General features: G+C 74.3%; 13 protein-coding genes. 7 read left to right on the forward strand and 6 right to left on the reverse strand.

Annotated elements, in window-relative coordinates:
• Nucleotides 1–204 precede the first annotated feature (204 nt).
• Nucleotides 205–2,952 (reverse strand): helix-turn-helix transcriptional regulator, encoded by a 2,748-nt coding sequence (locus BLS99_RS27345; protein ID WP_091046087.1) that lies wholly within the window; start codon nt 2,950–2,952, stop codon nt 205–207.
• Between the two features lie 111 nt (nt 2,953–3,063).
• On the opposite strand from BLS99_RS27345, the gene BLS99_RS07275 reads away from it, so the two are divergent.
• From BLS99_RS07275 to BLS99_RS07305, 7 genes are all read left to right on the forward strand, one after another.
• A complete protein-coding gene (locus BLS99_RS07275; RefSeq protein ID WP_091046090.1) occupies nt 3,064–4,038 on the forward strand; it encodes an ABC transporter ATP-binding protein in 975 nt (324 codons plus the stop codon).
• Nucleotides 4,035–4,814: an ABC transporter permease gene (locus tag BLS99_RS07280; protein ID WP_091046094.1), complete on the forward strand. Its 780-nt coding sequence runs from the start codon at nt 4,035–4,037 to the stop codon at nt 4,812–4,814. The genes BLS99_RS07275 and BLS99_RS07280 overlap by 4 nt, the downstream gene beginning before the upstream one ends.
• On the forward strand, nt 4,811–5,596 hold the full coding sequence (locus BLS99_RS07285) for an ABC transporter permease (RefSeq protein WP_091046098.1): 786 nt from the start codon (nt 4,811–4,813) through the stop codon (nt 5,594–5,596). Before BLS99_RS07280 ends, BLS99_RS07285 begins: the two co-directional genes overlap by 4 nt.
• Nucleotides 5,597–5,639: 43 nt before the next feature.
• A complete protein-coding gene (locus BLS99_RS07290; RefSeq protein WP_091046102.1) occupies nt 5,640–6,218 on the forward strand; it encodes a CGNR zinc finger domain-containing protein in 579 nt (192 codons plus the stop codon).
• A 181-nt stretch (nt 6,219–6,399) separates the two neighbouring features.
• Nucleotides 6,400–6,843: a VOC family protein gene (locus BLS99_RS07295; protein WP_091046106.1), complete on the forward strand. Its 444-nt coding sequence runs from the start codon at nt 6,400–6,402 to the stop codon at nt 6,841–6,843.
• 14 nt (nt 6,844–6,857) lie between these two features.
• On the forward strand, nt 6,858–7,748 hold the full coding sequence (locus BLS99_RS07300) for a pyridoxamine 5'-phosphate oxidase family protein (protein WP_091046110.1): 891 nt from the start codon (nt 6,858–6,860) through the stop codon (nt 7,746–7,748).
• A gap of 12 nt (nt 7,749–7,760) precedes the next feature.
• Nucleotides 7,761–7,946, forward strand: coding sequence for a ferredoxin (locus BLS99_RS07305; protein WP_091046114.1), 186 nt, complete (start codon nt 7,761–7,763; stop codon nt 7,944–7,946).
• Between the two features lie 30 nt (nt 7,947–7,976).
• Here BLS99_RS07305 and BLS99_RS07310 read toward each other — a convergent pair whose 3' ends face one another.
• The 5 genes from BLS99_RS07310 to BLS99_RS27350 all read right to left on the reverse strand — a co-directional run bounded on the left by BLS99_RS07310 (nt 7,977) and on the right by BLS99_RS27350 (nt 14,276).
• On the reverse strand, nt 7,977–8,987 hold the full coding sequence (locus BLS99_RS07310) for a LacI family DNA-binding transcriptional regulator (RefSeq protein WP_091046118.1): 1,011 nt from the start codon (nt 8,985–8,987) through the stop codon (nt 7,977–7,979).
• Between the two features lie 30 nt (nt 8,988–9,017).
• Nucleotides 9,018–9,869, reverse strand: a complete 852-nt coding sequence (locus tag BLS99_RS07315; protein ID WP_091046121.1) for a carbohydrate ABC transporter permease — start codon at nt 9,867–9,869, stop codon at nt 9,018–9,020.
• A complete protein-coding gene (locus tag BLS99_RS07320) occupies nt 9,866–10,762 on the reverse strand; it encodes a carbohydrate ABC transporter permease (RefSeq protein ID WP_091046124.1) in 897 nt (298 codons plus the stop codon). Before BLS99_RS07320 ends, BLS99_RS07315 begins: the two co-directional genes overlap by 4 nt.
• 70 nt (nt 10,763–10,832) lie before the next feature.
• A complete protein-coding gene (locus BLS99_RS07325) occupies nt 10,833–12,140 on the reverse strand; it encodes an ABC transporter substrate-binding protein (protein ID WP_091046128.1) in 1,308 nt (435 codons plus the stop codon).
• Nucleotides 12,141–12,194: 54 nt separating this feature from the next.
• Nucleotides 12,195–14,276 carry a glycoside hydrolase family 36 protein gene (locus tag BLS99_RS27350; protein WP_091046132.1) on the reverse strand — a complete coding sequence of 694 codons (2,082 nt, stop codon included), beginning with the start codon at nt 14,274–14,276 and terminating at the stop codon, nt 12,195–12,197.
• Nucleotides 14,277–14,285: the final 9 nt, after the last annotated feature.

The raw sequence follows: 14,285 nt of genomic DNA on the forward strand, positions 1-14,285 counted from the left end.
AAGGGAGCGCCGCCGCAGGTCGCGGCGGGTGTACGGGGGCGTATACAGCGTCGTATCCGCTCTGGGTCCAAGCTATGGGCGCGATGTTTCGCCGCCGTTCACGTCGCGCACAGTCCCGTGAACTCTCGTTGCCCGCACGTAAAGAAACGCGCACAACGGGGTCGGGAGGCGCGGGAGGCGAGGCGACCGGTCCGGCTGCGGGGTTCAGACGTCCTGGAGGTAGCGGGCGACGAGCTCGGTGCGGCCGGCGGTGCCGGTCTTGGCGAGCAGGCGGGACATGTGGACCTCGACGGTGCGCTCGGAGATGCCGAGTTCGGCGGCGATGCGGCGGTTGGTGGCGCCGCGGGCGGCGGCGCGGAGGACGTCGGTCTCGCGGGCGGTCAGGGCGGCGGTCATCGGTGCGGCCGTGAGGGAGGCGACGAGCGCGGCGGCTGCGTCGCGGCGGTGGCCGGGCCAGCGCGAGAGGAGGGCGAGCGCGTCGCGGGCGTGCGCGAGGGCGGCGGCGCGGTCGCCGAGGCGCCGGTGCGCTTCGGCGGCGAGGGTGCGGGCGGTGCTGCGCCGGTGGGGCTGGTCGGCGGCGAGGGCGCCGTCGAGGAGGGCGAGGGTCCCGGTCCAGTCGCCTTGGCGGAGGCGGGACTCCATCCACATGAGGTCGGCGTGCGGGCTGGAGCCGGGTGCGGGGACGGTGCCGAGGCAGTCGGTGAGGAAGCGCCGCACGGCGGCCGGTGCGGTGCCGCGGCCCTGGGCGAGGCGGGCGACCTCGATGACGCGGTATTCGCGGAGGCGGTGGAGGTCGGGCGGGACGGCGTCGCGGTAGGCGCGGAGGGCGGTCTCGAGTTCAGTGCGGCCGAGTTCGGTGCGGCCGAGTTCGGCATGGCCGGCTTCGGTGCGGACGGGTTCGGCTCGGTCGGCGCGGCGGGCGGCGAGGGCGGCGGCGAGCCAGTGCGGGTAGGTGACGACCCAGCCCTGGTCCATGCCGGCGACGAGGTCGAGACCTTCGCGGCACAGGCGCTCGGCGGTGTCGAGGTCGTCGCGTTCGACGGCGAGGAGTCCGGCCTTGGCGGCGAGGACGGCCCGCTCGTGGGGGTCGGTCTCGATCCGGGCGCGGGCGCTGAGGAGGTCCCAGGCGCGGTCGAGGTCGCCGAAGCCCGTGGCGGCGTCGGCGGCGACGCGGGTGATCTTGCCGCCCCAGGCGGCCATGCCGAGGTCGCCCACGGCGGCCACGGCCCGGTCGTAGAGCCGCCACGCCTGCGGTTCGGGGAGGTCGGCGAGGTGCACGGCGAGGAGGTTGTTGACGGCGCGGCCGAGTTTGCGCAGGTCGCCGTCCGCTTCGGCGTCGCGCCAGACCTCGTGGAGGGTCAGCACGGCCGCGTCGGTGTCGCCGAGGTAGTGCAGGGCGGTGGCGCGGCTGATGGCGATGGAGCGGCGCTGGACGTGGAGGCCGTGGCGCGCGAGGAGGGCGTCGGCCTCGTCGCAGAGGGCGGGCAGGCCGCGGTGGTCGGCGGCGCGGACCATGGCCTGGGCGCGGCCGGTGAGGCAGCGGCCGTGCTCGGCGCTGCCGGGTTCAGCGAGGGCTTCGGCGGCGGCCAGGAGCGCCCACTGGTCGGCGATGCGGCCCTGGTGCCAGGCGGTCTCGGCGAGGCGGAGGTGCGCGATGCACCGATCGGGGCCGGAGCCGGCCCGGCTCAGATGTCCGAAGTGGACGACTGCGGCGGGGTAGTCGCCCGACAGGAGCGCGGCCTGTCCGGCGGTGTAGCGCAGGCCGGTGTGGTCGGGGGCGGATTCGAGGGCGGCCTCGGCGGTGCGCTGCGCGGACTCGAGGTGCCAGGAGTCGAGTTGGCGGGTCGCGGTCCGGTCGGCCGCGGCGGCGACGAGGCCGGTCTCCCCGAGCGCCGCGGCGTGGGCGGCGACGGCCTGGTCGTCGCCGCGGGACAGGGCGGCGTCGAGGGCGGCGCGGTGGACGGCGGCGGCCTCGTCCGGGAGTGCGGTGGCGGCGAAGGCTTCGCGCATGAGGGCGTGGGGGAAGCGCAGGACGGTGCCGTCGTGGACAACGACGCCCGCGGCGGTGAGCCGCGGCAGGGCGGTCACCAGGAGGGCGGTGCCGAGGACGCCCGCGGCGACGGCGGTGTCCGTGCGCTCGCCCAGGAGCGCGAGGCCGCGGGCGAGCCGCCGGACGGGCGGCTCCTCCCCCGCGAGGCGGGCCCGGACGAGCGAGGCGAGACGGCCCGGGAGCGGCGCGGTGGCGGACCCGGCCGCCGCGAGCTCCTTGACCCAGAAGGGGTTCCCGCCGGTGCGGCGGTGCACGGCCCGGACGGCGGCGGGCGTGGCGTCCGCGCCGAGGAGCGTGCCGGTCTCGGCGGCGGTCAGGGGCCGCAGCGCGATGGTGTCGGCGACGGGCGCGGCGGCCAGGCGGGCGAGGGTCCGGGCGGCCGCGGCGGGGTGGCGGGCCTCCTCGGGCGGGCGCCCGGCGGCGAGGAGCAGCACCGGGAGGTCCCAGGCGGCGGCGAGTTCGGACCACAGGGCGAGGCTCTCGGGGTCGAGCCAGTGGAGGTCGTCGACGGCGAGGAGCGCGGGGCCGGCGCCGACGAGGCGGCGGACGGTGCGCATCGCCCCGCGCAGGAGCGCGCCGTCCGGGAGCGGCCGGGGGGCTACGTCGTCGGCGGGTTCCTGGCGCAGGACGCGCCACAGCCGCTCGTCGGTGCCGCCCGGCCGGTCGGCGTCCGCGGTGGCGGCGGCGAACCAGTCGTGCGGCGCGGCACCGTCGGCGCGGGCGGTGCCCGCGAGCAGGAGCGGGGGCGCGACGGCGGCGACGGCCTCGCGCAGCAGCCGGGTCTTGCCGATCCCCGCCTCCCCGACGACCGTCACCGCGGCCGGCCCGCCGCCGGAGCGCAGCCGGTCCCACGCCGCGGTGATGCGCGCGAGCTCGGCGTCGCGGGCGATGAACGGGGACATGCGCTCAAGGGTAGAACCCTCGGCGGACCCCGGAACGGGCCCGCGCGGCGGGGTGAGGCGTACGTGGAAACACGTATGGCGGCGCGGCCTTCACAGGTCGATGCTGAAGGCATGAGCCTCACCGGAATCGACGCCCCCGCGGTGGAAGTGCGGGCACTGGTCCGCGACTTCGCGACCGCCAGGGGCGGGCCGCCCCGCCGCGCGCTGGACGCCTTCAACCTCACCGTCGCGCCCGGGGAGGTCCACGGCCTGCTCGGGCCCAACGGCGCGGGCAAGACCACGCTGTGCAAGATCCTCTCCACGATCCTGCTGCCCACCTCCGGGACCGCCCGCGTGCAGGGCCTCGACGTCGTCACCGACGCCAAGCGGGTCCGCCCGCTCCTGGGGATCGTGTTCGGCGGCGAACGCGGCCTCTACGCGCGCATGACCGCCGCGCAGAACCTGCGGTTCTGGGCCGCGCTCTACGGCCACGGCCGCCGCGAAGGGCGCCGCCGCGCCGCCGAGCTGCTGGAGCGGGTGGGCCTGGGCCCGCGCGCGAACGAGCCGGTCGAGACGTTCTCGCGCGGCATGAAGCAGCGCCTGCACCTGGCCCGCGGCCTCGTCGGGGACCCGCGCGTGCTCGTGCTCGACGAGCCGACCGTGGGCATGGACCCGGTGTCTGCGCACGAGTTCCGCGACCTCGTGGAGGACCTGCGCGGCGAGGGCCGCACGGTCCTGCTCACCACGCACGACATGGCCGAGGCCGAGGCGCTGTGCGACCGGGTGTCGTTCATCGACGGCGGCCGGCTGCTGCGCTGCGAGGACCCGCGGGTGCTCGGCGAGCTCCTGTCGCGGCACGAGCGGGTCAGGGCCGCGGGCGTGCCGGAGGCGCTGGCCGCGCGGATCGCGGACCTCCCCGGGGTCGAGCGTGTACGCGCGACCGGGCCGGGCGCGGTCCTGGTCGAGACCGACCGCGGCGGGGCGGCGCTGCCGGTGCTGCGGACCCTCGTGGAAGCGGGCGTCACCGACGTCTCGACCGCACCGCCGACGCTCGAAGAGGTCTACCTGCACCTCATCGGCGAGCGCGGGATGGCGGTGCGGCCGTGAGCGCCGCGCTCCCCGCGTTCCTGGCGGCGGCCCGCACCCAGCTCGGGGAGTTCCGCCGCGAGCCCGGGACGCTGCTCATGCTCGTCACCGCGCCGTTCTTCGCGGTGATCCTCCTGTCGGTCACCGAGCACGGCGGCCGCGCGGACCTGGCGGCCTACGCGCTGCTCGCGCCCGCGGTGATGACCTCGGTCGGCATGGCGGTCATGGAGGCCGGCGAGTCGATCTTCCGCGACCGCGCCTCCGGGGTCCTGGAGGCGATCATGACGACGCCGGCGCCGCTGGCGGCGGTCCTGTCGGGCCGCGTCGCGGCGATCACCGCCGTGAGCCTCCTTGGAATCGGCGAGTGCTGGCTGGTGGGCGCCCTCGGGTTCGGGGTCGTCGTCGCGGTCGCGCATCCGCTGGTGTTCGCGCTGACGCTCGCGGCGGCCGCGGCGGGGATCGCGGCGACCGGGGTGCTCCTGGCGGCGGTGTTCGTCGTCGGCAGGAACGTGCGGAGCTTCCAGAACTCGCTCACGTTCCCGCTGTACCTGCTCGGCGGGGCGATGGTCCCAGTGGCGTTCCTGCCGTGGGGCTTCGAGGCGCTGTCGCGGCTGTTCTTCCTGTCGTGGGCCACCGACCTGCTCCGCGACAGCCTCTCCCCCGGCCCGGTCGCGGCGTTCTGGCCGCGCCTGGGCGCGGTGCTGGGACTGTCGGCCGTGCTGTTCGCGGCCGGGTTCTGGCTGGCGCACCGCCTCGTGCGGCGCGTCCGGCGCACCGGAACGGCGGGGTTCGCGTGATCGCGGTGCTGCGGCAGACGATGTGGTCGGGCTGGACCGACCTGCGCCTCGTGTACACGCCGACGACCTGGGCGTTCGGGTGGATGGTCCGCGTGCTGTGCCAGGTCGTCTTCTACTCGACCCTCGGGACCCTCCTGGGCGACCCGGACCGGACCCGGTTCCTGCTGGTCGGCGCGGCGGTCTTCATCGCCGCCAACGAGACCATGATGGCCTCGGCGTCGACCACGTGGGAGCGCATGAGCGGCACCCTCTCGCTCCTCGCGGCGGCCCCGGCCGGCATGGTCGCGGTGCTGGCGGCCCGCTCGTGGTTCTGGATCGCCACCGGCACGCTCTCGTCCTCGATCGCGCTGCTGGCCCTCGCGCCGTTCTTCGGGCTGCGGCTCGGGTTCGGGGAGTCGGCGGCGGCCGTGGCCCTGGTGTTCGTGACCGCGTTGACGAACTACGCGGTGGGGCTGTGCTGCGGGAGCCTGGCGCTGCGCTTCCACGGGCTGCGCAACGTGTTCGCGAACATCGCGCTGCTGACGATGACCGCGTTCGGCGGCGTCATGGTCCCGGTGGCGTTCTGGCCCGCGGGCCTCCAGTGGTTCGCGGCGGCCTTCCCGGCGGTGCACGGCCTGGCCGCGGTGCGCCTGGCGATCGGCGGCGGCTCCGCGCCCGCGGTGCTCGCCGAGGCCGGGTTCGCGTTCGCGACCGCCGCGGGATGGCTCGCGGTGGCGGCGGCCTCGCTGTGGTGGTTCCAGGCGAACGCGCGCCGGACGGGCTCGATCGACTTCGGCGACTAGCGCGACCAGGCTAATGCTTGGGCGGGGCTGTTACCGTTGGAACATGCCCGCGACGCTGCTGCCCGACGAGCCCGCCCCGGTCCGGCTGATGAACACGGTCTGGGCGGGGCGGTCGGTGCTGACCGACGACTTCGACACGGTCGAGGGGTTCCGGGAGTGGGTCGCGGCGTTCGACCCCGCGGCCGCCGACGCGAGCGAGGGCGAACGGGACCGGTTCCGGGCCCTGCGCGACGCCCTGCGGCGGCTGGCGGCGTTCACCACCGGCGACACGCGGCCCGCCGCCGCGTCGGCGGTCGAGGAGGTCGAGGCGGCGGTGGCGGAGGTCAACCGGGCGGCGGCGCTGGCGCCGTCGTGGCCGGTGCTGGAACTGCGCGGGGACGGGCTCACCGGGACGTCGGCGGGTGCGGGCGATCCGGCGCGGCGGCTGCTCGCCTCGCTGGCCGCGCAGGGGGTCGAGCTGCTCGCCGGGGCGGGCCGGGGCACGCTGCGGGCCTGCTACGGGCCGAGCTGCGTCCTCTACTTCACCAAGGACCACCCGCGCCGGGAGTGGTGCTCGGCCGGCTGCGGCAACCGCGCCCGCGCCGCCCGCCACTACGCGAGGCACCGGGACGCACAGGACTGATCGGGAACCGAAGCGCCGCATGCCGAGAGGTATGCGGCGCTTCGGCGTGCGCGGCCGGGGCGCGAGGGACCGAGACGGCCGCCACTCTAATGGTTGCATCGCTTGCAAGCGTTAGATCGATGTGCGAGGCTTCAATCTCACGGAACAACCGTGAGATCGCTTGCTTGATCCTGGAGGCCCCATGGCGCTCAAGACCGGACACATCGGACTCAACGTCACCGAACTGACCCGCTCGATCGCGTTCTACCGCACCGTCTTCGAACTGGAACTGCTCGGCGAGCGGGCCGAGGGCGAGCACCGGTACGCGTTCCTCGGGCACGACGGCGACCTGGTGCTGACCCTGTGGCAGCAGAGCGAGGGCGGCTTCGACGCGTCCCGCGCAGGGCTGCACCACCTCTCGTTCGAGGCGCCCGACATCGACGCCGTGCACCGGGCCGAGGCCGTGCTCAAGGACGCCGGCGCCGAACTCGTCTACGACGGCGTGGTCCCCCACGGCGAGGGCGCGTCCTCCGGCGGGCTGTTCTTCACCGACCCCGACGGCACCCGCCTGGAGATCTACGCGCCCGCGGGCGCCGACACCGCGCCCGCACCGACCGCGGGCAAGCCGACCTGCGGGTTCTTCTAGACCGGGAGCGGATCATGCGACACGCAGGCGAACTCGCGGTGCAGCGCCGGACCGGACTCGACGCCGAGGGCTGGGGGTCGGCGGGCGCCAAGGCGGCGATCCCGGCGGTCGCCGCCGACTTCCTCGCCCGCCAGCGCATGGTCGTCATCGGCGCCGCGGACGACGACGGCGCGGTCTGGGCCGGGGCGCTCGCGGGCCCGGAGGGCTTCGTCAGGGCCGAGGGCGACAGGGAGGTCCGCATCGACGCGGTGCCCGAGACCGGTCCGCTCGCGGGCCTGTTCGAAGGAGGCGGCGGCCGCGATCTCGGGATGCTCGCGATCGAGCCGGCCACGCGGCGGCGGATGCGCGTCAACGGCACCGCCCGCCGCACCGGGAGCGGGCTCGCGGTCCGGACCGAGCAGGTCTACGCCAACTGCCCCAAGTACATCCAGACGCGGACGGTGGACGCGGGCGAGGCGCCGGGCGGGCCGGTCTCCTCGCGCGCCTCGGACCGGTTGAGCGCCGAGCAGGTCGCGTGGGTCGCGGCGGCGGACACGTTCTTCGTCGCGACCCGCGCCGACGGGCTCGGGGCCGACGCCTCGCACCGGGGCGGCAACCCGGGGTTCATCGCGGTCGCCGACGACCGCACGCTCGTGTGGCCCGACTACGCGGGCAACTCGATGTACATGACGCTCGGGAACCTCGAACTCGATCCGCACTGCGGCCTGCTGTTCCTCGACTGGGAGCGGGGCAGGGCGCTGCACCTGACCGGGACCGCGCGCACCGACTGGGACCCCGGCCGCGCCGCCGCCGTCCCGGGCGCGCAGCGCCTGGTCGCCTTCGCGCTCGAACGGGCCGTCGAGGTCGACGGCGCGCTGCCGCTGCGGTGGACGTTCGAGCGCTACTCCAAGTTCAACCCCGCCTGAAAGGGGGCCGCGATGCAGGTCCGTGTCGACCGTGCCGTGTGCCAGGTGCTGGCCCAGTGCGTGTTCACCGCGCCCGACGTGTTCGAGCTCGACGGCGACGACGCCCTCGTGTACCTCGCCGAGCCGCCCGAGGAGTTCCGCGACGACGTGGAGCAGGCCGCGCGCGCGTGCCCGCTCCAGGCGATCATCCTCGAATAGCGCCTTCGACGAACGCCGTCGGACGGCGGTTCAGGCGCGGGGCTTGGGGGCCGCGGTGCTCGCGCGCAGGACCAGGCGCGGGCGCTCGCTGGAGTAGCGGCGGTCGTCGGTGCCGTCGACGGCGTTGAGGAGGAGCTGGAAGCCGCGGCCGCCGAGGCCCGCGAAGTCCTGCTCCACCGTGGTGAGCGGCGGGCTCCACAGCTCCGCGAGCGGGTTGTCGTCGAAGCCCGCGACGGAGACGTCGTCGGGGATGCGCAGGCCCGCTTCGGTGATGCCGCGCATGACGCCCATGGCGATCTCGTCGTTGCCGCAGAACACCGCGGTGACGGCGGGGTCGGCGGCGAGGGCGCGGCCGATCGCGACGCCGCTGCGCGGGTCCCAGGTGGCGTCGACGGCGGCCGGGACGGGCGCGCCCGCGCGGCGCAGGGCCCGGCGCCAGCCGGTGGTGCGGCCGTCCACTTTGCGCGAGGGCGGCACGCGGACGTGGTGGACCGTGGTGTGGCCCAGGTCGAGCAGGTGCCGCGTGAGCTCGTCGGCCGCGGCGGCCTCGTCGAGGACCGCCTGCGGGGTCGCCGGGTCGCGCACGCCCGAGAGGGCGACCACGGGCAGGTGCGGCGGGATCTTCGCCAGGGCCGCCACTCCGGGCGGGTCGAACTTGAGGACCGCGACCCCGGCGAGCGGCTGGGTCAGGGTCGCCGCGATGGCGCGGTCCACTTCGTCCTCGTCCGCGGACTCGACCACGGTGATCATGACGGTGTAGCCCTCGGCGCGCGCGGCGATCTCGATGCCGCGGATGGTCTCCGCGTAGCCGTAGCGGGAGGTGTTCCCGGCGATGATCGCGATCGTCTGCGGCTTGCGGGAGACGAGTGCGCGGGCGGCGGCGCTGGGCCGGTACCCGAGGTCGGCGATCGCGGCCTCGACCAGTTCGCGCTTGGCCGGGCTCACCCGCGCCGCGCCGGTGAGGACGCGCGAAACGGTCGGGACGGAGACGCCCGCGCGGGCGGCCACATCGGAGATCGTCGGGTTGCCGGCCCTGTTCATGTCACCGCCCTGCTCGTGTCGCGTCGCATCTCATTTCACCGCTCCGCTGGTGATGCCCGAGATGATCCTGCGCTGGGCGACCACGAACGTGACGAGCAGCGGCAGGCTCATCAGGATGATATAGGCGAAGATCAGGTGCCAGTTCTGGAGATACAGTCCCGCGCTCGCGACCTGGTACAGGTTGAGCGGCAGGGTGTCGATGCGCCCGCCGATCACGAAGAGCGCGTAGAACACGTCGTTCCAGATGTACAGGCAGATGAGGATCGTCGCGGTGGCGAGCACCGGCCGCAGCAGCGGCAGGACGATCCGGATGAACACGCGCCCCGGCCCGGCGCCGTCCACTCGGGCGGCCTCCTCCAGCTCGTGCGGGATGGTGCGCACGAACCCGGTGACGAAGAAGATCACCGTCGACAGGTACATGCCCATGTAGACGCCGATCATCCCGAGCGCGGTCCCGGCCAGGCCGAGCTGGCGCAGCAGGAGCACGATCGTCACCACCGCGGGCGGCAGCACGATCCCGGAGATGCCGAGCGCGTAGATCGCGGCCGAGAGCCGCCCGCCGCGGCGCCCGAGGATCCACGCGGCCATCGAGCCGAGCACGAGCACCCCGACGACGGCCGGGACCATGACGAGGAGGCTCCCGAAGAACGCCGCGGGCATCCGCCCGTCCGCGAACACGGTCGCGAAGTTCTCCCGCAGGTGCCACTGCGAGGGCGCGGACAGGTCCGGGTCCAGGGCCTCGCCCTGGTCCTTCCCGGCGGTGGCGACGACGAGCCAGAACGGGACGCCGAGCACGGCCGCGGCGGTGAGGACCGCGGCGATCGGCTGGCCGATGCGGCGGCGCGGGCGCGGGGCCCGGCGCGGAGCGGCTGCTGCGGTCACAGGACTTCCTCTCGCTTGCGGAGGTAGCGGATGACGGGGAACGCGAGGACCGCGACCATGAGGAACAGCACCAGGCTCATGGTGGTCGCCTGGGCGAACAGGCCCTGCCCGAAGGTCCGGAAGATGTAGATGTTGAGCAGCTCGGTGGTGCCGCCGGGGCCGCCCTCGGTGGTGGCCTGGACGATGTCGAAGCCGTTCATGGAACCCAGGAGCGCGGTCGCGACGTTGAACGTCACCGCAGGGGCCAGGAGCGGGAACCGGATGGAGCGGAACATGGTCCAGCGGCCCGCGCCGTCCAGGCGGCCCGCCTCCACGACGTCCTCGCCGATGGTCTTGAGCCCGGCCAGGTAGATGAGCATCGACAGGCCCATCCACTTCCAGGCGTGGACGATCGCGACGACCACGATGGTCCAGGTCGTCGACCCCAGCCACGGGATCGACACCGCGGAGCCGGTGAACCAGCCGATGATCGCGTTCAGGGCCCCGTCGGGTTTGAGGAGCGCCTGGAAGATGTAGCCGACCGCCAGCGCGGACATGACGACCGGGACGAAGAACGCCACGCGCACGGCCCGGTTGACGGCGGTGTCGCGTTCGAGCAGCAGCGCCAGGCCGAGGCCGAACAGGTTCTGGAAGACCGCGACGAGCACGGCGTAGACGAGGGTGACCTTGAGGGAGTTGAGGAGCGTGCCGTTGGAGAACAGGGAGGTGAAGTTGTCGGCCCCCGCGAAGCTGATGGCGCTCTTGAAACTCGACCAGTCCGTGAACGCGTACACGAAGTTGGACAGGGTCGGGACGAAGAAGAACACGACCAGGACGGCCAGGGCCGGGACGAGGAACCACAGCGGGTGGTCGCGGCGGCGGGAGCGCGGGGTCCCCGCGGTGGCGGATGCCATGGGCCTGCCTTTCGGTTCAGGGGCGGGGGCACCGGGCCATGCCCGACCGGTGCCCCCTGTGGAGCGGTGTCTAGAAGCCTTCGGCGCCCTGGGCCTTGGCGAGTTCGGCGAACTGGGCCTGGGTCGCCTCGGCGACCTCGGCGGGCGTCTTGGTGCCCTGGATCATGTCGGCGAGGTAGAGGTACAGGTCGGGGTTGGCGATCGCGAGCGCCTGCATGGACCCGGCGCTGGTGCCGACGGCCTCGGAGGCCGACAGGAGCGCCTCGGGGACGTCGGCCGGGGTCTCGGTGCCGGTCTGGAGCGAGACGGTGGACTGGGCGTTCACGAAGTCGCCGTAGCCGTCGCCGAGCCAGTAGGACAGGAGCTGGCGGGCGGCGGACTCGCGCTGCTCGTCGCCGGTCCTGAACGCGACGAGGGCGTTGGACTGGTCGGGGATGAACGTCCCGGTGTTGCCGGAGGGGGAGATCGGGAAGAAGCCGATCTTCCGGTTCAGCTCCTCGGTGTCGGCGAGGGACTGGAGCTGGCCGAAGAAGGAGTTCACCTGCACGACCATGGCGGCGTCGCCGGCCAGGAGCGCGGCACCCTGGTCCTCGAAGGTCGCGGTCTTGATGTCGGCGTTGAAGAGTCCTTCGTCGATGAGGGCCGCGTACTGGTCGATGGCGCCCTGGATGGTCGGGTCGGTGAAGGCTTCCTCCCCCGCGTTCACGCGGTCCCAGAGGCCGTCCTCGGCGGCGTCGGCGAGCTGCACCTGGACCCACCACTGGGTGGCCCAGCGGTCGGCGCCCATCTCGTGGAAGGGGGTGGTGCCGGCGGCCTTGAGGTCGCGGGCGGTCTGGAGGAAGGAGGCCCAGTCGGCGGGGAGGTCGGTGATCCCGTTGGCGGCGAAGACCTCCTTGTTGTAGTAGACGCCCTGGACGGCGGGGGTGGTGACGAGCGCGGCGTACCGGGTGTCGTCGAGGACGCCGGTGATGTCGCGCAGTTCGGGGTCGTAGGCGTCGAGCCAGGGCGCGCCGTCCAGGGACTGGAGGTGCTGGGAGGCGTTGAGGGCGGTGAGCTGGGAGGCGGTGGGCTGCCAGAAGGCGAGGTCGGGGGTGTCGCCGGTGGCGACCTTGGTCTGGACGCCCTGCTCGTAGGGGTCGGGGATGGTGACCACGTCGACCTCGGCGCCGGTGAGCGCCTCGAACCCGGCGATGACGCTGTCGGGCACGGTGTTGGAGTTCTGGGCGGCCCAGATCGTGAGGGTGGTGCCGGTGAGGTCGGCGTCCTGGGCGGGCCAGTCGGCGGGGCCGGTGCCGGTGTCGCCGGCGCCGGGGTCGGAGCACCCGGCGAGGGTGACGGCGGCGGCGAGCGCCAGTGCGGTGCGGAATCCGTTCTTCATTGAAGCTGCTCCTTGGCGGTCTTCGAGGGTCGGTTGCGAGGTCGGTGTCGAGGTTCAGCGCGCGGTGAGGCGCAGGGTCCGGGCGGCGGTCTCGGCGCCTCCGGCCCGCACGGTGAGGGTCCCGGTGGCGGCGTTCCAGGCGGTGTCCCACGCGGGGAGGTCGGTCGGGAAGACGGTGGTGACGGCGACGTCGCGTCCGGCGAGGTGGGGGAAGGCGAGGTCGGTGGTGTCGGGTCCGCCGCGGCGCCAGACGGAGACGAGGTCACTTGCATCGGTGCGCAGGGCGAGGGCGGTCCAGGGGTCGGTCCAGCCGGGGAGGCCGGCGGGCCAGTGGGGGTGGCCGACGGCGATCTCGGTACGAAGGGTCTTGGCGGCGGTAACGGCGGCGGCGACCTGGTCGCGCTGGCGCTCGCTCATGCGGTTGAGGTGGCCGGAGACGTAGAAGCGGCCGAGGAGGCCGGTGACGAGGCAGAACGCGGCCTCTTCGGCGTCCATCTCGGGCTGGGGGTAGGCCCAGTTGGCGGCCTGCTCGGGCAGGAGGGAGATCGGCGCGGCGGCGGCGATGGGCGGGAACTTGGTGAAGTCCTGCTGGTCGGAGGTGGACTGCATGGCGAGGCGCGAGAGCATCGCGTAGTCCATGCGGAGGGCGCCGGAGGAGCAGTTCTCGATGACGAGGCCGGGGTGGCGGTCGAGGACGGCGTCGAGCCAGGCGAGGTGGGCGCGGTTGTGTTCGAGGAGGCCGTCGCCGACGCTCTGGGCGTCGTGGTCGGTGCCGGGCCCGGGGTTGATGTTGTAGTCGAACTTGAAGAAGCCGACGCCGAACTCGGCGACGAGGCGGTCCACGACGGCGTCGAGGTGGGCGACGGCGGCGGGGTGGCGCAGGTCGAGGTGGTAGCGCTGGTTCTCGACCAGGCGCTGGCCGTGGCGCTGGAGGAACGCGGCGTCGGGCAGGCGGTCGGCCATGGGGCTGTTGACGCCGATGACCTCGGGTTCGAGCCACAGGCCGGGGACCATGCCGGCGGCGCGGATGGCGTCGACGACCTCCCCGAGGCCGCCGGGGAAGCGGGTGGTGGAGGGGAGCCATTCGCCGACGGTGGGCCACCAGTCGCCGGAGTCGTCGTACCAGCCGGCGTCGATGCAGAAGGTCTCGGCGCCGATGCCGGCGGCGGCGGCGATGAGCGGCAGGAGCTTCGCGGTGGTGGGGTCGCCCAGGAGGGTGTTCATGTAGTCGTTGAAGACGACGGGCATGGCGGCGTTGTCGGGGTGGGGGCGGCGGGCGGCGCGGCGGTGGTCGGTGAGGGCGGCGAGGGCGTCCTCGAAGTCGTCGCCCGCGGCGACGGTGGCGGGGACGGTGGTGAAGGCGTCGCCGGGTTCGAGGCGGCGGGTCCAGGCGGCGTCGGCGTCGGTGGGTCCGGAGAGGCTGAGGTAGCCGCCTTCGACGTCCTCGCCGAGTTCCCAGCGCCAGGCGCCGTTGTGCTCGATCTGCCACACCAGGGCGAGGGCGGCGGCCTCGGACTCGATGCCGCCGACGGGGAGGTGGTGCTCGGTGGACCAGGTGCCGTCGGAGGTGGCGGCCCAGCAGCCGTGAGGGTCCTGGAAGGTGAGTTCGGAGGCGAGTTCGGGGAAGTCGCGGCCGCGGAGGGGTTCGACGGCCCAGCGGCCCTCGCCGAGCCAGTCGCTGACGCCGTGGAGGCGCCGCCAGGTGTCGAGGGCGCCGGGGGCGGGGGCGGTGAAGCCCATGGTGAGGGAGGCGGCGGAGCGCAGGACGACGGGGCCGGCGAGCGCGCGGACGGTGAGGTGGGCGCGGATCGCGGCGGGGGCGGCGTCCCGGATCTCCAGGACGGTGTCGGTCTCCAGTCCGGCGGCGGCCTGGGTGAGGACGAGGCGGCGGCCGCCGTCGAAGGCCTCCTCGCGGTGGGAGGCGTGGCGCAGGAGGGCGCCGAGGGCGGTGTGGGCGAGGCGGTCGGAGGAGGGGCTGCGGCCGTGGGCGGCGGTGACGACCTCCGCGACGGGCACGGCGTGGACGGGGAGGTCGCGGTCGCCGCGGACGATCCCGGTGACGCGCACGGGGGCGTCGTCGGCCCACTCGAATCGGAGTGCGAGTCGGTCACTGCCCCAAGCGAACTGTTCGGCCACGATGCCCCT

The sequence above is a fragment of the Glycomyces sambucus genome (assembly GCF_900102815.1).
Taxonomy (GTDB): Bacteria; Actinomycetota; Actinomycetes; order Mycobacteriales; family Micromonosporaceae; genus Glycomyces; species Glycomyces sambucus.